Origin of the sequence: Nocardia cerradoensis NBRC 101014, from assembly GCF_000308535.1 — a bacterium.
In the GTDB taxonomy this organism is placed as follows: Bacteria; Actinomycetota; Actinomycetes; order Mycobacteriales; family Mycobacteriaceae; genus Nocardia; species Nocardia cerradoensis.
Map to the genome: position 1 here is coordinate 33,441 of NZ_BAFW01000094.1, position 24,998 is coordinate 58,438.

Sequence of the window (24,998 nt, forward strand, 5' to 3'; positions counted from 1 at the left end):
CTGCTCGTCTCACCGTGCCGGTGGCACGGCTTCGCCGGTGCGCGTCGCGAGCCACTGCTGCAGTTCGATCAGGTTGCCCTCGGGATCGCGCAGATAGGCGCAGCGCAGGCGTCCGTCGTATTCGACCGGTTCGCCGGAGATTTCGGCGCCGCGGGCGGTGATCACGGCGAGATAGTCGTCCAGGTCGTCGACCCGCAACGACACCATCGCCGTGTCGGCGGCCGGGGCCGGCGCCCCGTCTCCACCCGACGCCGGGCGAGCATCGATCCCGGACCGCAACGTATCCCCCAGCGCCGCCGCCAGATTCGCGCGCTCGTGCAGCGCGAGCGTGCTGCCCAGTTCCGGTTTGAACGCCGCGTAGGGCGGGCGCGGGTCGTCGGTTTGCGGTGTGAGTCCGAGAACGTCGCGGTAGAACGCCATGCAGCGGTCGAATTCGGACACGATCAGGCGGATCTGCGTCAGATGCACATCGGCGAATCTACGCCCGCCGCGATCACGGTCGCTCACAACCAGCCGAGACGTTCGGCCGCACGGACGGCTTCGGCACGAGTGCGGGTGCCGGTCTTGCCGATCGCGGCCGAGAGATGGTTGCGGACGGTTCCCTCGGACAGATGCAGCCGCTTCGCGATGACCCCCGCCGTCGACCCGTCGGCCGCGGCGGCGAGCACCTCGCGCTCGCGTGCGGTGAGCGGAGAGGTTCCGGCGGTGAGGGTTTCGGTGGCCAGCGCCGGATCCACCACTCGCAGGCCCATGTGCACGCGCCGCACCGCATCCGCCAATTCCCGTGCGGGCGTGTCCTTGACGACGAATCCACCGGCTCCGGCGTCGATGGCGCGGCGCAGGTAGCCGGGGCGGCCGAATGTGGTCACCATCAGAATCCGGATGCGCGGGAATTCGGCATGCAGCTGCGCCGCCACCGAAATTCCGTCCATTCCGGGCATTTCCACATCGAGCAGCACCACATCCGGGGTGGTGCGCCGCACCGCGTCGAGAACCTCGTCACCCCGGCCCACCTCGGCCACCACCTCGAGGTCGGCCTCCAGCCCGAGCAGCGCCGCCAGCGCGCCGCGCACCAGCGCCTGATCGTCGGCGAGCAGCAACCGGATCACCGCCGTCGCCCCCGCCATGATTCACCGACCGACATCATCCATCGCACACCTGCGACCCTAATCCGGACGACAGACTCGCCGCCGCCCGACCGGTCGAACCTCGGCGCGGCACCCCGGCCGTCCGACCGCAGCCTGCACCTCGCTCGATACCGGGCCACAGTGGTGACCGTGCCCGGTGAGGGGGCCGGTGTCGTTCGTGGCCGCCTGCTTCACTCAGCGTTGCTCATCCGCCGTGGTGAAGTCCACGGCGATCGAGGTTCCCCCGCCGGGAAGTGTGTCGACGGTGAACACACCGCCCTCAGCGCGCACCCGGTCGCGCAAGCCGGTCAGTCCGGAGCCGAAGACGCTGCCGGACAGCCCTTTTCCGTCGTCGACGATGTCGATCCGCGATTCGCTCACCCGTACCCGGCAGTGGCGGGCACCGCTGTGGCGCACCACGTTCGTCACCGCCTCGCGCAGGACCCATCCGAAGATCACCGCATATCGCTCGGGGACTTCGGCCGGGTCCGGGAGCTCCGCCTCGATACCGGCGGCGCGCAGGGCCGTGCGGGCGTTGACCAGTTCACTCGCGAGCGACACCTCGCGCAGTCCGCCGACCGTATCGCGCACCCCCGCCAGCGCCTCCCGGGCGAGTCGCTCCACATCGGCCATCTCCTGCCGGGCCCGGGACGGATCCGAATCGAGCAGCCGTTGCGCCAATTCGGTTTTGACCGTGATGACGGTCAGCGAGTGACCCAGGATGTCGTGCACGTCGCGTGCCACGCGGTTGCGTTCCTCCACGATCGCGAGTTCGCCCTGCTGACGGCGCGTCAGTTCCCGCAACTGGCCGCGCCGGCGGCCGATTTCGCGACCGGTCCACATCACCACCGGAATGAAGGCGAAATACAGCGGGGCGCTGCCGTAATGCAGCGACAGGCCGATCAACAGCGCGGCCGTACCTGCCACTACCGCACCGGATTTCGCGGTCGGGAGCACGAAGACGGCGGCGGCCGCGACGTAGATGACGGTGCCCAGGCCGGTGACACCGAGCAAAACGGTCATCGTGGCGGCGAGCGCCGCCAGCGCGCCCACCACGAGCCATCGCGGCCACTCGTACGAGACGGGCAGCACCGCCTGTGCGTGTCCCTCGTCCCAGTCCGGTTGCCGGAACGGACCGAAGCACGAGGCCGTCAGCACCCAGAAGACCGCGAGGCATACCGCCGCCGCGACGGCTCGCATCCGGTGCCCGTCCTGCCATTGCGAGACGATCGGCGCGATCAGATAGAGCAGCCAGATCAAAGCCAGCACCGCGCCGAAGAACAGGCGTCGATGCTGGATGGCGGTATGCGGGGCGGGTTCGCGGTCCATCCTGCGGGCGATCCGGTCCAGCGCTCCGGATATCGGCCGATCGACCGGGGGTACCCGCATCCTCACCCTCCGTCTCCTGCCCTGGCCGCCGGATTTCGACGCTACCGCACCGTCCACCGGGGCGGACGGTGCGGCGCGACGGTCAGCGAGCGGTGTCACGCCGGAACAGAACCGCGGCGCCGAGGACGAACACCGAGGCCCAGACCACGATGTTCAACACCGCCAGTGCGGCGGAACCGGCAGTGGTGTCGCCGAGCGGCAACCGGGCCAGGGTCGCGACGCCGTTGGTGGGGAAGACCTTCGACACCGTCTCGAACCAGCCGTGCAGCGGCATGAACAATCCACCGGCGAACGACAGCAGTGCCAGCACCGGGCCGAGGATCTGCATCACGTTCTCCGAGGGCAGCACATATCCCATGAACAGCCCGAATGCCGCGAAGACCACCGAGGTCAGCCACGCGATCAGGAAACAGCCCACCCAGGCCGCCGTGGTCAGATGTGCGCCGGTCACCGCACCGGCGACGAAAACGACGACGACCGAACACAATCCGAGCACCATCGCGCCGGCCACTTTCGTAGCGACGTAGGCGGCCGGGCTCAGCGGCGTGAGGCGCAGCTGGCGTACCCAACCGGCGGCGCGTTCCACCGCCACCATGGCACCGCCGCTGGTGGTGGCCAGCATCGCCCCGTAGACGGCGATCGACACCATCACGTAGGCGGTGACATTCGCCGATCCGTAGGTCTCGTGGCGGGCGGAGTTCTGGGCACCGAAGATCACGAAGAACACCACCGGCATCACCAGCGCGAAGATGACGGTGCGCCGGTTGCGCAGCATGCGGCGCAATTCGAGCAGCAGGAATCCCCAGCTGAAGCCGCCGGCGCTCGGACGGACGGCACGGGGCGCGGTCGATGTGGTCATCTCAGTTGTCTCCGGTCAGTGCGAGGAAGGCGTCTTCGAGATTGCGGCCCGTGATTTCGATGTCGACGGCCGGTGTCCTGGTCAGCAGATAGCGGGCGACCGCGTCGGAGTCGTTGCCGTGCACGAGCACTCGATCACCGCGCTGCTCGACGCGGTCCACGCCGGCGAGGGCGAGCAGACTCGCCGGATCGGCATCGGGCAGCGTCGCCGAGACCGTGCGGCCGGAGGCCAGATTCTTCACCGACGCGGCACTGCCGTCGGCCACGACCCGCCCGCCCCGCACCAGCACGATGCGGTCGGCGTAGGCGTCGGCCTCGTCGAGGTAGTGGGTGGCGAAGACGACGGTGCGTCCGAGACCGGCGTCGGCGCGGATGGCGTTCCAGAAATCGCGGCGGCCCTCGACGTCCATGCCGGTGGTCGGCTCGTCGAGGATCAGCAGGTCCGGATCGGGCAGCAGCGCGAGGGCGAAGCGCAGGCGCTGCTGCTGCCCGCCCGAGCATTTGCCCACCATGCGGTCGGCGATGCCGTCGATTCCGGCGCGGACGAGCACCTCCCGGGCGGGGCGCGGATTCCGGTGCAGGGACGCCACGACCCGCACCGTTTCGCCGACGGTGAGATCCGGAAGCAGGCCACCCGATTGCAGGACCGCCGAAACTCGGCCCGCCGCAACCGCTTCCGCCGGTGTGCCGCCGAGAATGCGGGCGGTGCCGGCGTCGGGGCGCAGCAGGCCGAGCATCATGTCGATGCTGGTGGACTTCCCGGCACCGTTGGGTCCCAGGAATGCGACCACCTCACCCGCGGTGACGGTCAGATCGAGTCCGTCGACCGCGCGGACGGGCCCACCGGAGCTGCGGAAGGTTTTGGTCAGTCCGCGAAGGTCGATCACCGGTGCGGCGGCGACCCGTTCCGCCGAACCGGATGTCAGTGCTGATGTCATGGTTCCACTGTCGCGTGGAGCCGGGCGTCGTACCTGGCCCGAGCGTCACGACCGTGCCATGACGAATGTCATGGCAGCAGGACGATCTTGCCCCGGGTGTGGCCGCGTTCGAGTTCGGCGAATGCCGCGCGCACCTCGCCGAGCGGATAGGTGGCGGCGATCGGAATCCGGACGGTCCCCGCGGCGGCGAGTTCGGCCAGCTGGGCGAGCACGTCGATGGTGTCGGCGGCCGCATTGCCCTCCGCCTTGACGCCGTACTTCTCCACCGCGGCGAAATCGATGATCGTATCGATGCGTTCGGGCTTCACGCCGAGATCGAGGGCGAGTTCGACGTAGCCGTTGCCGTGCGTATCGATGAAGGCGTCGATACCGCCGGGCGCCGCCTCCCGGAGGCGCTCGGCGAGACCGTCACCGTATTCCACCGCGACCGCCCCCAGCTCGCGCAGATAGTCCTGGTTGTCCGGCCCCGCGATGCCGATCACCGTCACCTCGCGGGCCCGAAGCAGTTGCACCACAATGGATCCCACACCACCGGCCGCGCCGGACACCGCGATGGTGTCACCCGCTTCCGGGCTCACGGCCCGCACGGCGGCGAAGGCGGTGGTGCCCGCGACGTACAGCGATCCGGCCACCTCCCACGACAGACCCACCGGCTTGGGAGTGACCTGCTGAGCCGGCACCACCACCCGGGTGGCGTGGCTGGAACGCTTGTCGCTGAATCCGAGCACCTCGTCGCCGACGGCGATCCCGCTCACCCCCTCGCCCAGCGCGACGATGCGCCCCGCGAAATCGGTGCCCTCCCCCTCGGGGAACGTGGCGGGCCACCGTTCGTGCAGCGAGCCGTTGCGGATCTTGGCCTCGCCCGGATTGATCCCCGCGGCCACCACCTCGACCGCGACCTGTCCGGGCCCGGGCTGCGGATCGGGTATCTCGCGAACCTCGAGCACATCGATATCGCCGTAACGATCGAACTTGACCGCCTGCGCCATGATCAGGACCTTTCGTCGCACCTGTGGGCCGGGCCCGGCCGTACCCCCCGGGGGGTGCGGCCGGATCTCGGATTGCTCAGTGCTCGGAACGACCCGGACCACGGCGATATTTCCGCCGCTCCCACTTCGGCACGCGATTCGTCCCGATGACGTCCGGGTCTTCGGTTATGTCCGAATCCGGATGCGGTATACCCGTCCGCGCCGCGGTGAACTCAGGCGCCCAGGAGGCGCTGGGCCAGGTAGCCCTCCACCTGGTCGAGCGCGATCCGCTCCTGCGCCATCGAGTCCCGCTCGCGTACGGTGACGGCCTGGTCCTCGAGGGTGTCGAAGTCGACGGTGATGCAGAACGGGGTGCCGATCTCGTCCTGGCGGCGGTAGCGGCGGCCGATCGCGCCGGCGTCGTCGAAGTCGACGTTCCAGTTCCTACGCAGTTGCGCGGCAAGGTCTTTCGCCTTCGGCGACAGATCGGCGTTGCGCGACAACGGAAGTACGGCGGCCTTCACCGGCGCGAGGCGGCGATCCAGGCGCAGCACGGTCCGCTTCTCCATGACGCCCTTGGCGTTCGGCGCCTCGTCCTCGTTGTAGGCGTCGATCAGGAAGGCCATCAGCGAGCGGGTCAGGCCGGCCGCGGGCTCGATCACGTACGGCGTGTAGCGCTCGTTGGTGTTCTGGTCGAAGAAGCTCAGATCGGTGCCGGAATGCTTGGAATGCGTCGACAGGTCGAAGTCGGTGCGGTTGGCGACACCCTCGAGCTCACCCCATTCGCTGCCCTGGAAGTGGAAGCGGTACTCGATATCGACCGTGCGGGTCGAATAGTGCGAGAGCTTCTCCTTCGGGTGCTCGTAGAGCCGCAGATTCTCCGGGTCGATGCCGAGGTCGGTGTACCAGGCCAGGCGGGTATCGATCCAGTACTGGTGCCACTGCTCGTCCTCACCCGGCTTGACGAAGAACTCCATCTCCATCTGCTCGAATTCGCGGGTGCGGAAGATGAAGTTGCCGGGGGTGATCTCGTTGCGGAAGCTCTTGCCGATCTGCGCGATACCGAACGGCGGCTTCTTGCGCGCGGTGGTCATCACATTCGCGAAGTTCACGAAGATGCCCTGCGCGGTCTCCGGCCGCAGATAGTGCAGGCCCTCCTCGGACTCGATCGGCCCGAGGTAGGTCTTGAGCATCATGTTGAAATCGCGCGGTTCGGTCCACTTACCGACGGTGCCGCAGTCCGGGCAGCCGATCAGATCCATGGACACCGAGTCCGGATCGTCGATCTTGTGCTTCTCGGCGTACGCCTCCTGCAGGTGGTCCTGCCGGTGCCGCTTGTGGCAGTTCAGGCATTCGACCAGCGGGTCGTTGAAGACGCTGACGTGCCCCGAGGCCACCCACACCGGCCGCGGCAGGATGATCGCGGAGTCCAGGCCGACCACATCGTCGCGGCTGGTGACCATGGCCCGCCACCACTGCTTCTTGATGTTCTCCTTGAGCTCCACACCCAGCGGACCGTAATCCCATGCCGACCGGGTCCCTCCGTAGATCTCGCCGCTGGGGTATACCAGACCCCGGCGCTTGGCGAGATTCGCGACGGTGTCGATCTTCGACTTGGGTGCCACGGCTGGAGCTCTCCCTCTGGATGATGGGTTCGATCGATTCGCCCCAGCCTAGCGACACGTCGAGGCACACCGCGAAGCAGTATCGACGGCATGGCTCCTTGACATGCGCACCTGTGCATATCAATAATGGCATCGGTTTCCAATAAGGAGTTGGTTCGATGATTGCCGACAGCGGTGTTCCCGCGCGTCGAAGCCGCGTCGCCGTCGAGGCGCCCACGCCGATCCCACACGACCCGTATCCCTATCGCGCCCCGACCGCCCCCGCGGTACCCGCCCGCACCACCCTCGACAACGCGGGTGAACTGCTGCGCGCGCTGGCCGCGCCGGTGCGGATCGCGATCGTGCTGCAGCTGCGCGAATCGCCGCGCTGCGTGCACGAACTGGTCGATACGCTCGGCGTCACGCAGCCCCTGGTCAGCCAGCACCTGCGCATTCTCAAGTCCGCGGGCGTGGTGCGCGGTGAACGCACCGGCCGTGAGGTGATCTACGAGTTGGTCGACGACCATCTGGCACGCATCGTCGTCGACGCCGTCGCACACGCCGAGGAAGGATGACCGTGCCGGAGAAGACGGGCACCGCCGAGAAGACTGTCGGAATTCGCAGCACCCGCCAGCGCAGCGCGATCACCGCACTGCTGGGCGATATCGAGGAATTCCGTTCGGCCCAGGAGCTGCACGACGAACTACGCCGCCGCGGTGAGGGCATCGGCCTGACCACCGTCTACCGCACCCTCCAGTCCCTCGCCGACGCCGGCAAGGTCGACGTATTGCGCACGGACACAGGCGAATCGGTATACCGGCAGTGCTCCAAGGGCCACCATCACCACCTGGTCTGCCGCCAGTGCGGACGCACCGTCGAGGTGGAGGGCCCGACGGTGGAGGCCTGGGCCGCGGCCATCGCCGGCGAGCACGGATTCACCGACATCAGCCACACCATGGAGGTGTTCGGCACCTGCCGCGACTGCGCCCATCTCACCCGCTGATCGCGGACGCGCATCGTCCTGTGGCATCACTTTCGTCGGCGCCGCAACAACTTTCGGCCACGCCTCCTGGATACGCAGGCCCCACTCCTCCATCGCCCGGGTGAACGCCTCGATCAGCAGTGCGTCCCGGGAGCCGAAGTGATAGCCGATCGCGGCCTGATCTACAACGAGCCGGGCCGCTACCTCTCACCCGGCAGCGCCCGAGATCCCGAACGGGCTGTGGTCGGCTTCATATTCTCCGCTCCCCAACGACATTCGATCGCCGCGATGTCGGCGCGCAGAAACGGTTCATCGCCGATCACTTCGCCGGCGTCGGCTGGCGAGCGCCGCAGTTGCTCGCCGCGCTCCAGGGTGCCGGAGACCTGTATTTCGACTCGCTCAGCCAGATCCGGCTCGACCGGTGGGCCGACGGCCGGGTCGCATTACTCGGCGACGCCGCGTGGTGCGCCGGCCCGGGCGGCAACGGCACCAGCCACGCCATGCTGGGGACGTACACGCTGGCGGGCGAACTCGCGGCGGCGAACGGAGATCACCGGATCGGCTTCGCCCGCTACGAACGGATCATGCGCCCCACGGTCGAGAGGTCACAGAAGTTCGCCACCGGCGCGGGCCGCTTCCTCGCGCCCGCGACCCGATGGCAGATCCGCCGGCGCGACCTCACCTACCGCGTGCTGTCCTCGGCGGTGATGTCCGGAATCTTCACCCGGATGAGCAGTCGGTTCCGCGAAGACCGGGAGGCCGGCGTCCTATCCACTGCCCGTGGCTCGAGCGGGCTCCGTGCCGGTCAGGGCACCAGGCCCTGGCGGGCGCGACCTGCGCCGGACAGCACGAGCAGCAGCATCGTCGCCAGGGCGTCGTGGTCGAGGCCGGCTGCCGGGAAGGTGTAGCGCAGCAGGACGTCGGCGAGTTTTTCGTGGGCGATGATCGTCAGCGAGCCGAACTGCAGGGCGTTGTTGCGGTCGGCGACTCGCTTGTGCAGTTGCGGCTTCAAGGGGCGATCCCAGGCGAGCACGCAGGTCAGCGTGAGGACGTCCAGGCCGGGCGCCAGCGTGACGCCGCGCAGCGAGCACAGCGCGCCCTCGTATTCGAAGCCGAGGGCGTCACCGTCCTCCTCCCGCACGGTGATATCGCATCGACGCAGGCAGGCGGCCGCTTGGGCCTGCAGTTCCCGGGCGACGGTCAGATCGTTGCTCACTTCACGCCACCGAACCGGCGATCGCGCTTGGCGTACTCCACACAGGCCTCCCACAGGTCGCGACGGTCGAAATCGGGGAACAGGGTGTGCTGGAAGACGAACTCCGCGTAGGCGGACTGCCAGATCAGGAAGTTCGAACTGCGCAGCTCACCGGAAGGGCGCAGGAACAGGTCCACATCGGGCATATCCGGCTCGTCGAGATATTTCGCGAAGGTGGATTCGGTGACCTTTTCCGGATCCAGCTGTCCGGCCGCCACCTTCCGCGCGATTTCCCGTGCCGCGTCGGCGATTTCGGCGCGGCCGCCGTAGTTGACGCACATGGTCAGCGTCATCACGGTGTTGTCCTTGGTGAGCTCCTCGGCGATCTCCAATTCTTTGATCACGCTGCGCCACAGGCGTGGTCGCCGGCCCGCCCAGCGCACCCGCACGCCCATCTCGTGCATCTCGTCGCGGCGGCGCCGGATCACGTCGCGGTTGAAGCCCATCAAAAATTTGACCTCGTCCGGGCTGCGCCGCCAGTTCTCGGTCGAAAAGGCATAGGCGGAAAGCCATTTCACGCCGATCTCGATGCACCCTTCGACGGTGTCCATCAGCACCGCCTCCCCGCGCTCGTGCCCGGCGGTGCGCGGCAGTCCCCGATCCTGGGCCCACCGGCCGTTGCCGTCCATCACCAGCGCCACATGCCTGGGCACGAACTCCGGCGGCAGCGCGGGCGGGGTGGCGCCCGACGGGTGCGGTGACGGCGGACGAATCGTGCGGGTGGTCTGGGAGCGGTTACCGATCACGCCACCTATCCTGCATCACCGCGCGCCGCGCGTGACCGGTGCCGTGGGATTTCCGCGCCGACCTGCGCATTCGCTCAGGGCTTGACGCCGACCGCGGCCCAGATGCCGAACGCCTCGTCGGCCCACGCGAGCCGTTCCTCCGGGATGTAGAAGTCCGGGTTCGGGTGCCAGCGGTGCATCGGAACCACCCCGGGCTCGACCAGCTCCAGCCCGTCGAAGAAGCGGGTGACCTCGGCCTTGTTGCGCAGGGCGACCTTCATCCCGGCCGGGGCGTAGACCGCTGCCACCTTCGCGAGCCGTTCCGGATTCACATCGCTGGAGGCGTGGGTGATGCTGAGATACGACCCGGGCGCGAACGCGTCCATATAGGTACGCACGATGTCGTAGGCGCCCTCTTCGTCGGTGACGAAATGCATGATCGCGGCCAGGTTGAGCGCCACCGGCCGGGACAGATCGATCACCGCGCGGAACCGCTCCGAGCCGAGGATCACCTCCGGATCGCGCACATCCGAGGGAATGTATTCGGTACGCCCCTCCTCCGAGCCGATCATCAGCGCGCGGGCATGCGCCAGCACCAGCGGGTCGTGGTCGACGTACACCACGCGGCAATGCGGATCGACGGCCTGTACGGCGTTGTGCAGATTCGGTTCGGTCGGAATTCCGGTGCCGATGTCGAGAAACTGCCGCACTCCGTTGCGGGCCGCGAAACGTGCCGCTCGATGGACGAATTCGCGATTGGCCCGCGCGGCCTGCGCGGTCTCCGGAAACGCCTCCATCACCTTCGACGCGGCCTCCCGATCGGCCGGATAGTTGTCCTTGCCGCCGAGGTAGTAGTCGTACATCCGCGCCGAATGCGCCTTGTCCGTATCGAACTCGACAAGCTCGTGAGACATCGAAGCTTTCTCCGTAAGGTTGGTGGGACCTTCGAGTGAAATTACCCCGTCCGAGCCGCACGTAGGTCCCGCATTCCCGGAAACCTCTTGACCTGGAGTGCGCTCCAGGGCATAGCGTTCTCCCCGGGAAGTCAGTCACTGACGAGGAGAACTCCATGGAGCTCGGATTTCACATTCCTATCTTCGATATCGATGGCGGCACCCCCGCGATCGCGGGAGAGCTGGCGCGGGTGGGGCAGGCCGCGGAGGCGGCGGGCGCCACCTGGCTGTCGTTCATGGATCACTACTTCCAGATCGAGCCGACCGGCCTACCGGCCGAGGCGAATATGCTGGAGGGATACACCACGCTGGGATACCTTGCGGCACATACCACCTCGATCGACCTCGGACTGCTGGTCACCGGCGTAACCTATCGGCATCCGGGTCTGCTCGCCAAGATCGTCACCACCCTCGACGTGCTGTCGGGCGGACGGGCCACGCTGGGGATCGGGGCCGCGTGGTTCGAGCGCGAGCATCGCGGGCTCGGGGTCGAGTTCCCGCCACTGGCCGAGCGGTTCGAGCGGCTGGAGGAGACGCTGCGGATCTGCGCGCAGATGTGGGATCCGCAGAACAACGGGCCGTTCGAGGGCAAGTACTACCAGCTGGCCGAGACGCTGTGCTCGCCGCAGCCGATCCATCGCCCGAACGTGCTGATCGGCGGCGGCGGCGAGAAGAAGACGCTGCGGCTGGTCGCACAGTACGGCGACGCCTGCAATCTGTTCGGCACGTCGCCGGAGGACGTCGCCCACAAACTCGACGTGCTGCGCCGCCACTGCGACGACGTCGGTCGCGATTTCGACACCATCCGCACCACGATCATGGCCAACAATCCGCGCCCGAATCCGGACGTTCGCGACGAATTCGTCCGCAGCATGGCCGATTACGCGAAACTGGGCATCGACGCGGTGCTGATCACCCCGACCACTGGCTCACCCGCCGCGTGGATCGAGGACATGGCGCCGGCGGTCCCGCAGCTGGCCGACCTCGGATAGCCGGCCGGTCTACCCCACCCGCGACGCCGGCGACTCCGCCGCCTCGTGCGGACGAGAGCGCTCGATCAACGGCAACGTCCGCAGCTGCCGTTCCAGATGCCATTGCAGATGGGCGGCGGTGAGTCCGCTGGCCTGGCGACGGACGGACTCGGCGACCACGTCGAGTCCGTCCCAGTCCCCGCGATTGAGCGCACTCATCAATTCCAGGACCCCGACCGCGGGCGTGGCCGAGCCGGGCGGGCGGCAGTGCACGCAGACCGCTCCCCCGGCGGCCACGTGGAAGGCGCGGTGCGGGCCGGGGGTGGCACACCGCGCACATTCGTCGAGAGCGGGCGCCCAGCCCGCGAAACCCATGGCGCGCAACAGGAATGCGTCGAGGATCAGTTCGTGCGGGCGCCGGCCGGCGGCGATCGCGCGCAGGGCGCCGGCGGTCAGGGTGTGCAGGCGGGGCGCGGGGGCGCGCTCCTCACCGGCGAGACGTTCGGCGGTCTCCAGCACCGCGCAGGCGGTGGTGTAGCGACCGTAGTCGGCGACGATATCGGCGGCGAACGCCTCCACCGTGTGCACCTGCGTCACGGTGTCGAGGTTGCGTCCGGGATACAGCTGCACGTCGATATAGGCGAACGGTTCCAGCCGCGCACCGAATTTCGACCGGGTGCGGCGCACCCCCTTCGCCACCGCCCGCACCAGCCCGTGCTGACGGGTGAGCAGCGTGACGATGCGATCGGCCTCCCCCAGCTTGTGCTGGCGCAGCACAATCGCCTGGTCCCGATACAACAACACGCTCATAGTCTCCCACGCCACCCCGACGTGCCCGCGTCCCCACGCCACTGGCCCCCGATCGGGCGCGACGTTCCCGCCCCCGCCGACGTAGCCGGTCACCGATCAGCCGGACATCCGCCCCCTCGGGTGCGCGAGGCCTTCGGCCTCTACACGCTGCGCGGCAGTCCCTCGGCATACAGCTGCGCGATGCGCGGTGCGTGAATCGTGCGCAGCATCAGCGTGGTCCAGCCGGTGCGGATCGGGTCGATCGCGCCGCGGTCGGCCTCGACGAGCATGCGTTCGGGTCCCTGCAGTTCCATGGTGACGGCGGGATGACCCAGCCAGACGTCGACCAACGCCTCCTGATTACCCCAGATGACCAGGCGTTTTCTGCTCATCCCGATGGTTCCGCCGACGATGTTCTCCCAACTGGAAGAACCGTAGTGCAGTGGCGTCCGATAATTGCGTCTGGCCAGCGATCCACTCACCGGGCCGAATACGACGATCCCTTCCGATTCCAGATCCGAACGCACTTGTGGCGGCAGCTCTTTCGAGCCGAACGCCCGGGACATCCACTTCACGCCAGGATCGTAGGCCCGTCTCACAATGTGCGTGCGCACACAGTTCGCCCGCTCCTGCGGAAATACCGGAATCGCACATCACAATTCGACTACGGCCAACCTGCGAATCCGATGGGAACGGGTGACCGGAACCGCGCCGCGACTCGCACGCGTCCCGAGACCGAGATCACAGCGGACGACGGCATCGACGCGAGACCCGAGACGGAATCGGAGCCGCACCGGTCAGCGGCCGATCCGTGGCGCTCGATCAGAAGCCCAGCTTGCGCAGCTGCTTGGGATCGCGCTGCCAATCCTTGGCGACCTTCACGTGCAGGTGCAGATAGATGCGGGTGCCCAGGATGTGCTCGATCTGCTTGCGCGCCGCGGTGCCGACCTCCTTGAGCCGGGCGCCGCGTTTGCCGATGATGATCGCCTTCTGACTCGGCCGCTCCACGTACAGCAGGGCGTGCACGTCGAGCATGCCCTCGTGTTCCTCGCGCGGCATGATCTCCTCGATCACCACCGCCAGTGAATGCGGCAGTTCGTCGCGCACACCCTCCAGCGCCGCCTCGCGGATGAGCTCGGCCATGAGGGTTTCCTCGGGCTCGTCGGTCAGCTCACCGTCGGGGTAGAACGCCGGGCCCTCCGGCATCTTGGATGCGATCACATCGACGAGCAGTTCGACCTGTTCGCCCTTGGCCGCCGAGACCGGAACCACCTCGGCCTCGGGGCCCAGCAGTTGCGAGACCGCGAGCAGTTGCTCGGCGACCTGCGGCTTGTCCACCTTGTCGATCTTGGTGACCACGCCGATCAGCGTCGTCTTCGGCGCCATCTGCTTGACCTGCTGCACGATCCAGCGGTCACCGGGTCCGATCTTCTCGTCGGCTGGAATGCACAGCGCGATCACGTCGACCTCGGAGTAGGTGTCGCGCACCAGATCGTTGAGGCGCTGCCCCAGCAGCGTGCGCGGCCGGTGCAATCCCGGAGTGTCGACCAGAATCAGCTGGGCGTGATCGCGATGCACGATGCCGCGGATGGTGTGGCGGGTGGTCTGCGGCCGCGAGGACGTGATCGCGATCTTCTGGCCGACCATGGCATTGGTCAGCGTGGATTTACCCGTATTGGGCCGGCCGACGAAACAGACGAAGCCGGAACGGAATTCGCCCTCGCCGGGCTGCTCGACGCTCATCGTGCCGTCTCGGTTCCGGCGTCGACGGTGCGGTAGGTCGCACCCTTGCGATCGGTGACGATGACCGCGGCCGACGCGCTCACCTCGCGCACCGCGGCCACGCCCGGATCGCCATCCTGCCCGCCGACCAGCACCGCCGCCTCGAATCCCTGCGCGCCGCTGGAGATCGCGGCCGCGACCGCCGCCTGCAGCGCCGACAGTGACAACGCGTTCAGGTCCACCGTGCCGGCGGCGTAGGTGCGGCCGTCGGTATCGCGGATCGCCGCGCCCGCCACCCCGCCGGTGCGTCCCATCGCACCACGGGCCAGCACCAGCAGTTTGCCGTCCTCGGCGCTCAATTCGGCGGTTTCACCCTCGGTCATCGCCATCTCCGTTCTCGTATCTCGACGTCTCTTCCCGCCCCTGACGGTCGCCGCGCACCGCATCCGCGAGCGCGCCCGACAGTTCGCCCGGCTCCCCCGCCCGGCGCGCGACGACGGTGTGCACGCGCACCCGCCCCCTGGTATCGGCGCCGCCCTCGCCCTGCAGCAGCAGCCCGTGCACGACGACCTCCGATCCCGGCAGCGGCACCCGGCCAAGTGTGTGGGCCAGCATGCCGCCGACCGTGTCGACGTCCTCGTCCTCGATCTCCAGGCCGAACAGCTCGCCCAGATCCTCGACCGGCAGCCGGGTGGAGACGCGGTAGACGCCCTCGCCCAGCTCCTCCACCGGTGCGATCTCGTCGGTGTCGTATTCGTCGGCGATCTCGCCGACGATCTCCTCGAGCACGTCCTCGATGGTGACCAGTCCGGCGATCCCGCCGTATTCGTCCACCAGCAGCGCCATATGATTGCGGCGACGCTGCATCTCGTCGAGCAGAGCGTCCAGCGGTTTCGAGTCGGGCACGAACACGGCCGGCCGCATCACCGCCCGCACCTGCACGGTGCGGCCCCGATCCGCATACGGCACAAGGTCTTTCAGATAGACCACGCCGAGGATGTCGTCGACGTTCTCGCCGACCACCGGAATACGCGAATGCCCGGACCGCACGGCCAGCGACATCGCCTGCGCCACCGTCTTGTCCGCCTCGATCCACACCATCTCGGTGCGCGGCACCATCACCGCGCGGGCCGCGGTGTCGCCGAGTTCGAACACCGACTGGATCATGCGGCGTTCCTCGGAGTCGACCACACCGCTCTGCTGCGCCATGTCGACGATCTCGCGTAGTTCCACTTCGGAAGCGAAGGGGCCGTTGCGAAATCCGCGCCCCGGGGTGATGGCGTTACCGATCATGATCAGCAACCGGCTCACCGGGCCGAGCAGCGTCCCGATCGCCTGCACCGGCAGCGCGGCCGCCAGTGAGATCGAATACGCGTGCTGGCGGCCCAGCGTGCGCGGACCGACACCGATGACGACATAGTCGATCACGACCATGATCACGGCGGTCACGGCCAGCGCCCACCCCCAGCTGAGCACCTCGCCGAGTGCGGCCACCAGCAGGACCGTCGCCGCGATCTCGCAGGTCAGCCGCAGCAACACCATGAGATTCACATAGCGCGGCCGGTCGACCGTGATCCGGGCCAGCCGGCGGGCGCCCGGCCGGTCGGCGCGGACCAGATCCTCCACCCGCGCCGCCGAGACCGTCATCAGCGCGGAATCGATCGCCGCGAAGACACCGCCGACGGGCACCAGCAGAATCGCCAGCAGCAGCGGGATCAGCGCATTCACGCTCTGCCCTCGGCGGCATGAGCTCGGGCCCGCGTGATGACGCTCATGCCGGGTCCAGGGGGTCGCCCGGGGCGGTGAATCCGGTCTTGCCCAGCAGGCGGCGGTCGCGCTCGGCCAGTTCGGCACGGCGGGCGGCCTCGCGCAGGCTTTCGTACCATTCGGCGAGCAGACGGTTCTGCAGGCCGAACATCACCTTCTCCTCTTCCGGTTCGGCGTGGTCGTAGCCGAGCAGATGCAGCACTCCGTGGACGGTCAGCAGCGCCAGCTCGTGGTCGAGGGAATGGCCGGCCTTACCGGCTTGGGCGGCGGCGAATTCCGGGCAGAGCACGATGTCGCCGAGCATCGAGGGGCCCGGTTCGGCGCCGTCGGGGCGGCCACCGGGTTCGAGTTCGTCCATCGGGAACGACATCACATCGGTGGGACCCGGCAGATCCATCCACCGCATGTGCAGGTCGGCCATGGTATCGAGATCGACGAGCACCATCGACAATTCGGCCGCCGGATGCACGTCCATCCGTTCGATCGCGAACCGCGCGACGCTGACCAGATCCGGTTCCGATACGTCGATACCCGACTCGTTGGCGATCTCGATACTCACCCTGCCAGCCTAATGGGGGCCGTGCGGGGGCTCACCACCACATCAGCGGCGAGCCGCTCCGGCAACACAGCGGCGAGCCGCTCCTGTCGCTCAGCGGCGAGCCGCTCCTGTCGCTCAGCGGCGAGCCGCTCCTGTCGCTCAGCGGCGAGCCGCTCCTGTCGCTCAGCGGCGAGCCGCTCCGGCTACTCAGCGGCGGGCCGCCTTGTCGGCCGCGCGGCGCTGGGCGCGGTTGCCACCCGGGTAGTGCCGCGCCACCTGCGGCCGGGCATCGGACTCGTAGCGCTCGTAGGCGTCGACGATCTCCGAAACCAGCCGGTGGCGCACCACGTCACTGGAGGTGAGCTCCGCGAAATGGATGTCGTCCACATCGGTGAGGATGTCGCTGACCACCCGCAGCCCGGACCTGGTCCCGCCGGGCAGGTCGACCTGGGTGACGTCGCCGGTGACGACGATCTTCGAGCCGAAGCCGAGCCGGGTCAAAAACATCTTCATCTGTTCCGGCGTGGTGTTCTGCGCCTCGTCCAGGATGATGAACGAATCGTTGAGGCTGCGTCCGCGCATATACGCCAGCGGCGCGACCTCGATGACGCCGGAGGCCATCAGCTTCGGAATCGCCTCGGGGTCCATCATGTCGTGCAGGGCGTCGTAGAGCGGGCGCAGATACGGGTCGATCTTCTCGTTCAGCGTGCCCGGCAGGAAGCCCAGCCGCTCCCCGGCCTCCACCGCCGGGCGGGTGAGGATGATGCGGGTGACCTGCTTGCTCTGCAGCGCCTGCACGGCCTTGGCGACCGCCAGATAGGTCTTACCGGTACCGGCCGGGCCGATGCCGAAGACGATGGTGTGCTCGTCGATGGCATCGACGTAGCGCTTCTGGTTCAGCGTCTTCGGGCGGATGGTCTTGCCGCGCCGGGCGATGATGTCCAGACTCAGCACCTCGGCCGGAGAATCGGAGGATCCCTCGGTCAGCATGGAGACCGTATGCCGGACCGCTTCCGGGGTGACGACGCGATTGTGCGCGGTCAACGCCACGAGCTGCTCGACCACCCGCTCGGCCAGCGCCACATCGGCGGCCTTACCGGTGAGGGTGACCGAATTCCCGCGCACGTGGATGTCGGCGTCGAGGAGGCCTTCGAGTTCGCGCAGGTTCGCATCGGCGGAACCGAGGAATCCGAAGACGGACTCCGGGGCCAGTTCGATGCTGGACCGCACCGTCCGGGCCGCTGGACCCGAACCGTTACCATTGCCGGGGGCACCGGCTCCGATGCCGGTCGTGGGTGTTGTCGGGTCGCCGATATCGCCTGATGTTCGCAAAAGGGGCTATGGCCTGCTTTCCGGTCTCGAACGGATCCTCTCCTTTCCTCAAAGTCTATCGCGCGGCACCGACACCGCCCACTTATTTGATCTCCAGCCCCAGCTCAGAGGCCGCTCACCCGGAAGATGAGCAGTCGTCACCATCCGTTCACCGACCGCTGCGGCGCGCCCATTCGACGGCGAAGTCACGGAAGGTGCGCACCGCCTCGCCGGGCACCGCGTCGGCCGACCAGATCAGCCCGACCGCGCGGGCGGCGCCCGGATCCGACAGCGGAACCAGCACCGGTCCGGGTTGCGGGCCCCGCACCGCCGGCTCCTCCAACGGCAGCAACGCCACGCCCAGTCCCGCCGCCACCAGGCCCGACACGGTCACCAGATCACTGGATTCCAGGGCAATCCGCGGGCGGAAATCCGCTGCGGCACAGAGCTCGTCGAGAATCCTGCGCATCCCGTATCCGGTCGGCATGGCGATGAATTCGGCCTCGGCGGCCTCGGCCAGCCGGATCTGCCGCCGTCCCGCCAGCCGGTGGTCGACCGGTACGCCCAGCCCGAGGCGCTGCCGGAACAGCGTGCGCCAGCCCAGTCCCGGCAGCGCGGGTTCGGGCGAGGTCAGGCCCAGATCCGCCGTGCCGTCGAGGACCTCGGCGGCCACCACGTTCGCGGGGCCCTGATCGAGCCGGAACGTGATCCGACCCGATACCCGCCGGAAGCCGGCGATCAACTCCGGCACCACCCGGCCGCCGAAGGAATGGACGAACGCCAGCCGCACCGATCCCCGCGCCGGATTCGCCAGATCCGCGAGCGCCCGGCCCGCGGCGTCCAGTTCGGCCTGGGCGCGGCGGGCGTGTTCGTAGAAGATGCGCCCGGATTCGTTGAGCGTCAGCCGCTTACCGTGCCGGTCGAACAACTGCGTGCCGAGCCGCTGTTCGAGCCGGGCGAGCATGCGCGACAGCGTGGGCTGGGCCAGATGCAGCCGGTCGGCCGCCGCGCCCACGCGCTCGAGTTCGGCGAGGGTGAGAAACCAGTGCAACTCGTCACTCGCCATCGGACGGCTCCCAGCGCTCAGCTCGCCTAATGCGGCAATTGCATCAACTTACCGATCATTATGCATTTCCTTTTCCAGCCGCGCGGAGCCACGGTGGAGGAATGACCAGCGCGACCGTGACCACCGCCCCCACTCGGACGGCCGAGGACGCGCGCCACGAACGACGGATCACCCTCGCCCTGTTCGCGGCCGGACTCACCACCTTCGGTTCGATGTACAGCGCGCAGGCGCTGCTGCCGAGCCTGTCGACGGCCTTCGGCGCGACGCCCGCGCACGCCGCACTGGCGGTCTCGCTGACCACGGGTCTGCTGGCGGTGGCGATCGTGCCGGTGAGTGTGCTGTCGGGGCGGTTCGGCCGCACCCGCGTGATGATCGCGTCCGCGGTGGCGACCAGCGTCATCGGCCTGCTGCTGCCGTTCAGCCCGAATCTGGACGTGATGCTGGCGGGGCGGGCGGTTCAGGGCATCGCCGTGGCCGGCGTCCCCGCGGTGGCGATGGCCTATCTCGCCGAGGAGATCGGTTCGGCCGGATTGGGCGCGGCGATGGGCATCTACGTCTCGGGCACCACCGTCGGTGGTCTGGCCGGGCGGCTGATTCCGGCCTTCACCCTGGAGGTGGCGTCCTGGCGTTGGGGCGCAACGATTTTCGCGGTCGGCGCCGCGCTGTGCACGGTGTGGTTCGTGCGGATGCTGCCGCCCTCGCGCCACTTCGTCGCACGGCCTCTCGGCATCGGCGCGCTGCTCGGCGATCTCGCCGCACATCTGCGCAACCGCGCGCTGCTACCGCTGTTCGGGTTGGCCTTCCTGCTGATGGGCGGATTCGTCTCGGTGTACAACTTCCTCGGCTACCGGCTGATCCAGTCGCCGTTCGGGTTGTCCGCCGCCACCGCCGGTGCGGTTTTCCTGATGTATCTGTCGGGGACGGTCTCGTCCACCGCGGCCGGCAAATTCGCCGACAGGCTCGGCCGTTTCCCGGTGGTGGCGATCTCCATCGTGACGATGGGCCTCGGTTTGCTGCTGACCATTCCGGACCACCTCGCGATCCTGCTGCCCGGGCTGTTGCTGTTCACCGCGGGCTTCTTCGGCGCGCACGCGGTGGCCAGCGCCTGGGTCGGCGCCACCGCGACCGGCAATCGCGCGGCCGCCTCGTCGCTGTATCTGTTCGCCTATTACGTGGGCAGTTCGATCGTCGGAGCGCTGGCGGGCCTGGCCTACAGCCGGCACGGGTGGGCCGGATTGGTGCTGTACGTGGGCGCGCTGATCGTGGTCGCGGCGGCCCTGGTCGCGAGCCTCGGTTTCCGCCTGCGAGCGGACAGCGCATCTCGGCGATCGGCCGGGACGTCCGCCGATACTCGGCGCGGCGGCTCGGTGGAATGACCGCGCCGCCGAGGGCACCTGCCGACGCGATCTACCAGCGCGAAGTCAATGCTCCCAGCGCACCGAGCGCGACCGTCGCGGCCGTGGACGTGCGCAGGACCGTGGGGCCCAACAGCGCGACGGTGGCACCCGCCGCGGTCAGCGCATCCAGCTCCGAATCGTCGAGACCGCCCTCGGGACCCACGATCAGCACGATCGGCGCGGTCGGCGGGAACGCCAGCTCGGCGAATCGCGCGGTCGCGGATTCGTGCAGGGCGATCGCTATACCGTTGTCCGCGACGGTTTTCCGGACCAGCTCGGCCACATCCGCGGTGCGGTGCAGATCGGCGACCTCGGGGATATAGGCCCGCCGCGACTGCCGGGCCGCCGACCGGGCCGCGGCGCGCCATTTGTCGACGCCCTTGCGTGCCTTGGTCTCCCAGTTGGCGACGCACCGGGCGGCCTGCCACGGCACGATCGCGTCGGCGCCGGCCTCGGTCATCAATTCGACGGCGAGTTCGGAGCGATCCGATTTGGGCAGTGCCTGCACGACCGTCACCGCCGGCGACACGGGCGGGGCGACCACGCGGTCGAGCACCTTCAGATCCAGTCGGTCCCGTCCGGTGGCCACGACCTCGGATTCGGCGAGCAGTCCCGCACCGTCGGAGAGCGTGATCGGCTCGCCGACCCGGATGCGGCGCACGGTCGCGGCATGCCGTCCCTCGGGGCCGTCGAGCACCGCGACCGCGCCGACCGGCGGTATGTCGTCGAGGTAGAAAACCGTTGCGGCCACGGCGTTTTCAGCGGCCGCTGAACGAGGCGCGCAACCGCGCGAACAATCCGCTGTTGTGTTCGGACTGGGCCGAGAGCACCTCGGTGTGTTCGCCGTTGCGCATCGCCTGATACTTGCGCAGCAGATCGAACTGCTTGTTGTCCAGTTTGGTCGGGATCACGATGTCCAGGTGCGCGACCAGATCGCCGCGTGAGCTGGAGCGCAGCTTGGGCATGCCGTGGGCGCGCAGCACCGATACCTCACCCGGCTGGGTGCCCGGCGGAATGGTCAGTTCGGTGGGCCCGTCCAGGATGGTGTCGATGACCACCGTGGTCCCGAGTGCGGCATCGACCATCGGCACCCGGATCGTGCAGTGCAGATCGTCGCCGTCGCGGACGAAGGTGTCGTGCGGCTGCTCCACGATCTCGACGTAGAGGTCGCCGGCCGGTCCGCCGCCGGGGCCGATCTCGCCCTGGGCGGCCAGCCGCACCCGCATGCCGTTGGCCACACCGGCCGGAATCGGCGCGGCGATCTCGCGGCGGGCCCGCACCCGGCCGTCGCCACCGCATTTGCGGCAGGGATCGGGGATGGTCTCTCCGGTACCGCGGCAGGTCGGACACGGCCGCGAGGTCATCACCTGTCCCAGGAAGGAGCGCTGCACGGTCTGTACCTCGCCCGCGCCGCCACAGGTCTCACAGCGCACCGGCTTGGAATTGCCGTTGGTGCCCGAACCCTGACACAGATCGCAGAGCACCGCGGTGTCGACGGTGAGATGCTTGGTGACGCCGACCGCGCATTCGGCCAGCGACAGCCGCGTCCGCAGCAGCGAATCCGCGCCCGGTTGCACCCGGCCGCGCGGTTTGCGCGAACTGGTCGCGTTCATACCGCCGAAGAAGGCCTCGAACACATCGCCCAGACCACCGAAGCCGGCGCCGGAGAAGCCACCGCCCGCGCCCGCCGATTCCATCGGGTCGCCGCCCATATCGACGATGCGGCGCTTCTCGGAGTCGGTGAGAACCTCGTAGGCGGTGGATACCTCGCGGAACCGCTCCTGCGCGTCCGGATCCGGGTTGACGTCGGGGTGCAGTTCCCGGGCCAGCTTGCGGTAGGCGCGTTTGATCTCCTGGTCGGACGCGTTGCGCCCGACGCCGAGGATTCCGTAGTAGTCCCGTGCCACTTGAGTCTCTAGTCCTGTTCCGAATGGGTGTCGTCCAGCATCCCTGCTCACAGCCGATGCTGCCATGTTCACTGTGGCCGACCGGCGAACGTGGTTGCCGGCCGGCGCGGATCCCGGTTACCGGGGCGGGCTCATCGTTCCGCGAGCACCTCACCGATATAACGGGCGACCGCAGCGACCGAGGCGATCGTGCCGGGGTAGTCCATCCGGGTCGGGCCGACCACTCCCATACCTCCCAGCACGGTACCCGGCATACCGTACCCGGTGGATACCACGGAGGTGCCGCGCATCTGCTCGACCCGGGTTTCCTCGCCGATCTGCACCGTCACCGTGCCGGGCTGTTGCGCGGCGGCCAGCAGCTTCAACACCACCACCTGCTCCTCGAGCGCCTCGAGTACGGCGCGCAGCGAGCCCGGGAAGCCGAAATCACCGGCGTTTCGGGTCAGGTTGGCCGTGCCGCCCAGCACCAGCCGCTCCTCCGGATGTTCCACCAGGGTTTCGACCAGCACGGTCGACACCCGGACCAGCACATCGCGCAGCCGGGCGGGTGCGCTCTCCGGCAGCGCCGCGACGGCGCTCGAGGCAGCGGACAGACGCTTACCGTCCATCGCCTTGCCGAGCATGCCGCGCAGTGCGGCGAGATCCTCGTCGTCGATCACCGCCCCCAGGTCGACGAGCCGCTGATCGACCCGCCCGGTGTCGGTGATCACGACCAGCAGCAGCCGGGCCGGATTGAGGGCCACCACCTCGAGGTGGCGCACCGTCGACGCCGAGACCGTCGGGTACTGCACCATCGCGACCTGCCGGGTCAGCTGCGCCAGCAACCGCACCCCGCGGCGCAGGACGTCGTCGAGGTCCACACCGCTTTCGAGGAACTCCATGATCGCGCGGCGCTCGGCATTCGACAGCGGCTTGACTTCGGCGATGTTGTCCACGAACTGGCGATAGCCCTTGTCGGTCGGAATGCGACCGGAGCTGGTGTGCGGCTGGGTGATGTAGCCCTCGGCCTCGAGAACCGCCATATCGTTGCGCACAGTGGCGCTGGACACACCCAGATTGTGCTTGTCCACCAGCGTTTTCGACCCGATCGGCTCCTTGGTCGCGATGTAGTCCGCGACGATCGCGCGCAGGACCTCCAGCCGCCGCTTCTCGGTGCTCGACATCGGCCCCACCTCCTCGCTCGCCTTCGGGGTCCACACGGCCGCGCACGGGCAGCATCGACCACGCGGATTCCCGGTTGATCCGACACCAGTTTAGTTCCTGTGCGGACAAGTTCCCGCGTGTGAGGTCGCACAGTGGTACCCGACCGGCGCCGGGCGCCCGGTCGGGCGGCGGAACGGGGTGGAGTCACGGGAGGCGCGGGCGACGACGTCCGATTCGACGTCCGATTCGACGTCCGATTCGTCGCCCGATGCGCGAACTCAGTCCGATTCGGCGACGAGTTTGCCTGCCGCCGCATCCAATCCGAGCATCGTCAGCAACGCCTGGCAGTCGTCGACTCCGGTCGAATGACTGGCCACCGCCCGCGCGGCGAGCGCGCTGCGCCGTGCGGCCTCGGCTTTCTCCGCGGCACGCGTTTCGGCGAACTCGCTCTGCTCGTGGACAAGTGTGATGTGGCGTGCCTGTGACATGGATCTCCTCAAGTTGTCTCGAACCCTACGCTGTCCGGGCCCGCGTCCGGGCGGCAGCGCCGAATTCGGGGCGAAATCGGCCGATCCAACGCACGACTACCAGGTGGCGGGTTGCTCCTCGCGCAGGCGGCGCACGGCTCGGTCGATCCAGGTCTCGAAGTGCGCGGCCAGATCTCGGCTCGCCGCCGGGCGAATGGCGATGTGCTCGCGGGACTGCTCCCGCAGATAGCGCCCGTCACCGGTGACGTCGAACCATCCCAGGATGTTCCAGGGGTCGGGGCGGCTGTGCAGATAACCGGCCAGCAGGCCCGCCATACCGGTGCCGTCGAGGGGTCGGGCGGTGAGGCGGTGGAAACGGTCACGCGTGGCGTTGCGGGTATAGCCGTCGTCCGGAGCGCGCAGGTCGTCGATGTGGAAGGTGTCCGGCTTCCCGCTTCCCGGTGGGAATCCGGGCACGATGGCGGCCAGGCGCCCGGCGAGCTGGTCGGTGGGGAACAGCCGGCAGCGGATGGGACCGTCGACGTCGCCGTCGGCGGTCTGGGTGAGCATCACGGCGTGGTAGGGGGTGCGCGCGCCGATCACGCGGTACTCGCGCGGCCTGCCCTTGCCGAGAACCGCTGATTCGCCGTGGATTTCGATGCGGAGTTCGGATGTGGTGAGCGTGTGCAGCGCCAGATGGATCTGCTCGAACTCGTCGGTGCCGTATCGGGCGCGCACGGCGGCCCGGTGTGCGGTGACCTCGTCGTTGGTGGCCAGCTTGCTGGTGTAGCGCAGTGGCACCGGTATCCGGTCGTTGGCATCGCTGTACCACAGGACCGCGAAATCGTCCGGGTCCCAACTCCATTCGGCCATCGTGAGGAAACGCTCCGATCATGCGAGGCGGCACCGCCGGACTCGATGTGCACGAGAACGGCAGCGAAACAGACGGTTTCGGGTGACGGGGGCGAGCCCGGTGCGATCAGCCGGACCCGGTCGGCGGCTCGGCATAGTCGCCGCCGATCACTCCACCCGGAATGGTTCGCGGTGCGGGGCCGAGCAACTCTTCGGTGTTCTCCATATTCCGCAGCCACTCGGGCAGGTCGTGGGTCTTCTCCTCGCCC

Annotated in this window: 27 protein-coding genes; 4 read left to right on the forward strand and 23 right to left on the reverse strand. The window is 68.4% G+C overall.

All coding sequences use genetic code 11. From position 1 onward, the window contains the following. Nucleotides 1-9 precede the first annotated feature (9 nt). The 7 genes from ON23_RS10385 to ON23_RS10415 form a co-directional block, all read right to left on the reverse strand. Entirely contained in the window at nucleotides 10-468 is a 459-nt protein-coding gene (locus ON23_RS10385; protein ID WP_039777845.1) for a VOC family protein, read from the reverse strand. A gap of 35 nt (nucleotides 469-503) precedes the next feature. Continuing rightward, nucleotides 504-1,127: a response regulator transcription factor gene (locus ON23_RS10390; protein WP_039777813.1), complete on the reverse strand. Its 624-nt coding sequence runs from the start codon at nucleotides 1,125-1,127 to the stop codon at nucleotides 504-506. A gap of 195 nt (nucleotides 1,128-1,322) precedes the next feature. Further along, on the reverse strand, nucleotides 1,323-2,516 hold the full coding sequence (locus tag ON23_RS10395; protein ID WP_051042343.1) for a sensor histidine kinase: 1,194 nt from the start codon (nucleotides 2,514-2,516) through the stop codon (nucleotides 1,323-1,325). A gap of 82 nt (nucleotides 2,517-2,598) precedes the next feature. Continuing rightward, nucleotides 2,599-3,375, reverse strand: coding sequence for an ABC transporter permease (locus tag ON23_RS10400; RefSeq protein WP_039777814.1), 777 nt, complete (start codon nucleotides 3,373-3,375; stop codon nucleotides 2,599-2,601). 1 nt (nucleotide 3,376) lies between these two features. Then, nucleotides 3,377-4,312: an ABC transporter ATP-binding protein gene (locus ON23_RS10405; RefSeq protein ID WP_039777815.1), complete on the reverse strand. Its 936-nt coding sequence runs from the start codon at nucleotides 4,310-4,312 to the stop codon at nucleotides 3,377-3,379. A gap of 68 nt (nucleotides 4,313-4,380) precedes the next feature. Next, on the reverse strand, nucleotides 4,381-5,301 hold the full coding sequence (locus ON23_RS10410) for an NADP-dependent oxidoreductase (protein WP_039777816.1): 921 nt from the start codon (nucleotides 5,299-5,301) through the stop codon (nucleotides 4,381-4,383). A 212-nt stretch (nucleotides 5,302-5,513) separates the two neighbouring features. Beyond that, complete coding sequence (locus ON23_RS10415; protein WP_039777817.1) at nucleotides 5,514-6,905, reverse strand: glycine--tRNA ligase; 1,392 nt, start codon at nucleotides 6,903-6,905, stop codon at nucleotides 5,514-5,516. Between the two features lie 158 nt (nucleotides 6,906-7,063). Between ON23_RS10415 and ON23_RS10420 the strand changes: the two genes are divergently transcribed. Together ON23_RS10420 and ON23_RS10425 are read left to right on the forward strand one after the other, a co-directional pair. Continuing rightward, nucleotides 7,064-7,459 (forward strand): ArsR/SmtB family transcription factor, encoded by a 396-nt coding sequence (locus ON23_RS10420; protein ID WP_210743711.1) that lies wholly within the window; start codon nucleotides 7,064-7,066, stop codon nucleotides 7,457-7,459. Further along, nucleotides 7,456-7,887, forward strand: coding sequence for a Fur family transcriptional regulator (locus tag ON23_RS10425; protein ID WP_086006886.1), 432 nt, complete (start codon nucleotides 7,456-7,458; stop codon nucleotides 7,885-7,887). Before ON23_RS10420 ends, ON23_RS10425 begins: the two co-directional genes overlap by 4 nt. 784 nt (nucleotides 7,888-8,671) lie before the next feature. Here ON23_RS10425 and ON23_RS10435 read toward each other — a convergent pair. The 3 genes from ON23_RS10435 to ON23_RS10445 all read right to left on the reverse strand — a co-directional run bounded on the left by ON23_RS10435 (nucleotide 8,672) and on the right by ON23_RS10445 (nucleotide 10,760). Continuing rightward, on the reverse strand, nucleotides 8,672-9,070 hold the full coding sequence (locus tag ON23_RS10435) for a hypothetical protein (protein WP_039777854.1): 399 nt from the start codon (nucleotides 9,068-9,070) through the stop codon (nucleotides 8,672-8,674). An 8-nt stretch (nucleotides 9,071-9,078) separates the two neighbouring features. Continuing rightward, nucleotides 9,079-9,867, reverse strand: a complete 789-nt coding sequence (locus tag ON23_RS10440; protein WP_036499713.1) for an isoprenyl transferase — start codon at nucleotides 9,865-9,867, stop codon at nucleotides 9,079-9,081. 74 nt (nucleotides 9,868-9,941) lie between these two features. Next, nucleotides 9,942-10,760, reverse strand: coding sequence for an SAM-dependent methyltransferase (locus ON23_RS10445; RefSeq protein WP_039777819.1), 819 nt, complete (start codon nucleotides 10,758-10,760; stop codon nucleotides 9,942-9,944). Nucleotides 10,761-10,915: 155 nt separating this feature from the next. Between ON23_RS10445 and ON23_RS10450 the strand changes: the two genes are divergently transcribed. Beyond that, nucleotides 10,916-11,791: an LLM class F420-dependent oxidoreductase gene (locus tag ON23_RS10450; protein ID WP_039777820.1), complete on the forward strand. Its 876-nt coding sequence runs from the start codon at nucleotides 10,916-10,918 to the stop codon at nucleotides 11,789-11,791. 9 nt (nucleotides 11,792-11,800) lie between these two features. On the opposite strand, the gene recO is transcribed toward ON23_RS10450, so the two are convergent. From recO to ON23_RS10490, 8 genes are all read right to left on the reverse strand, one after another. Further along, the gene (recO, locus tag ON23_RS10455; RefSeq protein ID WP_039777858.1) at nucleotides 11,801-12,574 is read right to left on the reverse strand and encodes a DNA repair protein RecO; all 774 of its coding nucleotides are present in this window, start codon (nucleotides 12,572-12,574) and stop codon (nucleotides 11,801-11,803) included. Nucleotides 12,575-12,720: 146 nt separating this feature from the next. Further along, complete coding sequence (locus tag ON23_RS10460; RefSeq protein WP_143859879.1) at nucleotides 12,721-13,134, reverse strand: hypothetical protein; 414 nt, start codon at nucleotides 13,132-13,134, stop codon at nucleotides 12,721-12,723. Nucleotides 13,135-13,381: 247 nt separating this feature from the next. Continuing rightward, a complete protein-coding gene (era, locus tag ON23_RS10465) occupies nucleotides 13,382-14,302 on the reverse strand; it encodes a GTPase Era (protein WP_039777821.1) in 921 nt (306 codons plus the stop codon). Then, nucleotides 14,299-14,664, reverse strand: coding sequence for a cytidine deaminase-like protein (locus ON23_RS10470; RefSeq protein ID WP_039777859.1), 366 nt, complete (start codon nucleotides 14,662-14,664; stop codon nucleotides 14,299-14,301). The genes era and ON23_RS10470 overlap by 4 nt, the downstream gene beginning before the upstream one ends. Continuing rightward, complete coding sequence (locus tag ON23_RS10475) at nucleotides 14,651-16,009, reverse strand: hemolysin family protein (protein WP_051042346.1); 1,359 nt, start codon at nucleotides 16,007-16,009, stop codon at nucleotides 14,651-14,653. The genes ON23_RS10470 and ON23_RS10475 overlap by 14 nt, the downstream gene beginning before the upstream one ends. Nucleotides 16,010-16,052: 43 nt before the next feature. After that, the gene (gene ybeY, locus ON23_RS10480) at nucleotides 16,053-16,607 is read right to left on the reverse strand and encodes an rRNA maturation RNase YbeY (protein WP_030512859.1); all 555 of its coding nucleotides are present in this window, start codon (nucleotides 16,605-16,607) and stop codon (nucleotides 16,053-16,055) included. Nucleotides 16,608-16,793: 186 nt separating this feature from the next. Then, on the reverse strand, nucleotides 16,794-17,870 hold the full coding sequence (locus tag ON23_RS10485) for a PhoH family protein (protein WP_039777863.1): 1,077 nt from the start codon (nucleotides 17,868-17,870) through the stop codon (nucleotides 16,794-16,796). A gap of 196 nt (nucleotides 17,871-18,066) precedes the next feature. After that, nucleotides 18,067-18,963: a LysR family transcriptional regulator gene (locus ON23_RS10490; RefSeq protein WP_039777822.1), complete on the reverse strand. Its 897-nt coding sequence runs from the start codon at nucleotides 18,961-18,963 to the stop codon at nucleotides 18,067-18,069. A 101-nt stretch (nucleotides 18,964-19,064) separates the two neighbouring features. On the opposite strand from ON23_RS10490, the gene ON23_RS10495 reads away from it, so the two are divergent. After that, a complete protein-coding gene (locus tag ON23_RS10495) occupies nucleotides 19,065-20,339 on the forward strand; it encodes an MFS transporter (RefSeq protein WP_051042347.1) in 1,275 nt (424 codons plus the stop codon). A gap of 31 nt (nucleotides 20,340-20,370) precedes the next feature. Here the strand turns inward: ON23_RS10495 and ON23_RS10500 are convergent, their stop codons facing one another. The 5 genes from ON23_RS10500 to ON23_RS10520 all read right to left on the reverse strand — a co-directional run bounded on the left by ON23_RS10500 (nucleotide 20,371) and on the right by ON23_RS10520 (nucleotide 24,750). Next, nucleotides 20,371-21,111 (reverse strand): 16S rRNA (uracil(1498)-N(3))-methyltransferase, encoded by a 741-nt coding sequence (locus ON23_RS10500; RefSeq protein WP_039777823.1) that lies wholly within the window; start codon nucleotides 21,109-21,111, stop codon nucleotides 20,371-20,373. Between the two features lie 7 nt (nucleotides 21,112-21,118). Then, nucleotides 21,119-22,267 carry a molecular chaperone DnaJ gene (dnaJ, locus tag ON23_RS10505; protein ID WP_036499695.1) on the reverse strand — a complete coding sequence of 383 codons (1,149 nt, stop codon included), beginning with the start codon at nucleotides 22,265-22,267 and terminating at the stop codon, nucleotides 21,119-21,121. Between the two features lie 131 nt (nucleotides 22,268-22,398). Then, nucleotides 22,399-23,430, reverse strand: a complete 1,032-nt coding sequence (hrcA, locus tag ON23_RS10510; protein WP_039777867.1) for a heat-inducible transcriptional repressor HrcA — start codon at nucleotides 23,428-23,430, stop codon at nucleotides 22,399-22,401. A gap of 258 nt (nucleotides 23,431-23,688) precedes the next feature. Beyond that, complete coding sequence (locus ON23_RS10515) at nucleotides 23,689-23,898, reverse strand: hypothetical protein (protein ID WP_039777824.1); 210 nt, start codon at nucleotides 23,896-23,898, stop codon at nucleotides 23,689-23,691. A 96-nt stretch (nucleotides 23,899-23,994) separates the two neighbouring features. Next, on the reverse strand, nucleotides 23,995-24,750 hold the full coding sequence (locus tag ON23_RS10520) for an ESX secretion-associated protein EspG (protein ID WP_039777827.1): 756 nt from the start codon (nucleotides 24,748-24,750) through the stop codon (nucleotides 23,995-23,997). Nucleotides 24,751-24,998: the final 248 nt, after the last annotated feature.

What these genes read in the sequence shown, in the direction of transcription:
- ON23_RS10390 (WP_039777813.1), bottom strand. Translation starts at nt 1,127, where the DNA reads ATGGCGGGGGCGACGGCGGTGATCCGGTTGCTGCTCGCCGACGATCAG.
- ON23_RS10395 (WP_051042343.1), bottom strand. Translation starts at nt 2,516, where the DNA reads ATGCGGGTACCCCCGGTCGATCGGCCGATATCCGGAGCGCTGGACCGG.
- ON23_RS10400 (WP_039777814.1), bottom strand. Translation starts at nt 3,375, where the DNA reads ATGACCACATCGACCGCGCCCCGTGCCGTCCGTCCGAGCGCCGGCGGC.
- ON23_RS10405 (WP_039777815.1), bottom strand. Translation starts at nt 4,312, where the DNA reads ATGACATCAGCACTGACATCCGGTTCGGCGGAACGGGTCGCCGCCGCA.
- ON23_RS10410 (WP_039777816.1), bottom strand. Translation starts at nt 5,301, where the DNA reads ATGGCGCAGGCGGTCAAGTTCGATCGTTACGGCGATATCGATGTGCTC.
- ON23_RS10420 (WP_210743711.1), top strand. Translation starts at nt 7,064, where the DNA reads ATGATTGCCGACAGCGGTGTTCCCGCGCGTCGAAGCCGCGTCGCCGTC.
- ON23_RS10425 (WP_086006886.1), top strand. Translation starts at nt 7,456, where the DNA reads ATGACCGTGCCGGAGAAGACGGGCACCGCCGAGAAGACTGTCGGAATT.
- ON23_RS10445 (WP_039777819.1), bottom strand. Translation starts at nt 10,760, where the DNA reads ATGTCTCACGAGCTTGTCGAGTTCGATACGGACAAGGCGCATTCGGCG.
- ON23_RS10450 (WP_039777820.1), top strand. Translation starts at nt 10,916, where the DNA reads ATGGAGCTCGGATTTCACATTCCTATCTTCGATATCGATGGCGGCACC.
- era (WP_039777821.1), bottom strand. Translation starts at nt 14,302, where the DNA reads ATGAGCGTCGAGCAGCCCGGCGAGGGCGAATTCCGTTCCGGCTTCGTC.
- ON23_RS10470 (WP_039777859.1), bottom strand. Translation starts at nt 14,664, where the DNA reads ATGACCGAGGGTGAAACCGCCGAATTGAGCGCCGAGGACGGCAAACTG.
- ON23_RS10490 (WP_039777822.1), bottom strand. Translation starts at nt 18,963, where the DNA reads ATGGCGAGTGACGAGTTGCACTGGTTTCTCACCCTCGCCGAACTCGAG.
- ON23_RS10495 (WP_051042347.1), top strand. Translation starts at nt 19,065, where the DNA reads ATGACCAGCGCGACCGTGACCACCGCCCCCACTCGGACGGCCGAGGAC.
- hrcA (WP_039777867.1), bottom strand. Translation starts at nt 23,430, where the DNA reads ATGTCGAGCACCGAGAAGCGGCGGCTGGAGGTCCTGCGCGCGATCGTC.
- ON23_RS10515 (WP_039777824.1), bottom strand. Translation starts at nt 23,898, where the DNA reads ATGTCACAGGCACGCCACATCACACTTGTCCACGAGCAGAGCGAGTTC.
- ON23_RS10520 (WP_039777827.1), bottom strand. Translation starts at nt 24,750, where the DNA reads ATGGCCGAATGGAGTTGGGACCCGGACGATTTCGCGGTCCTGTGGTAC.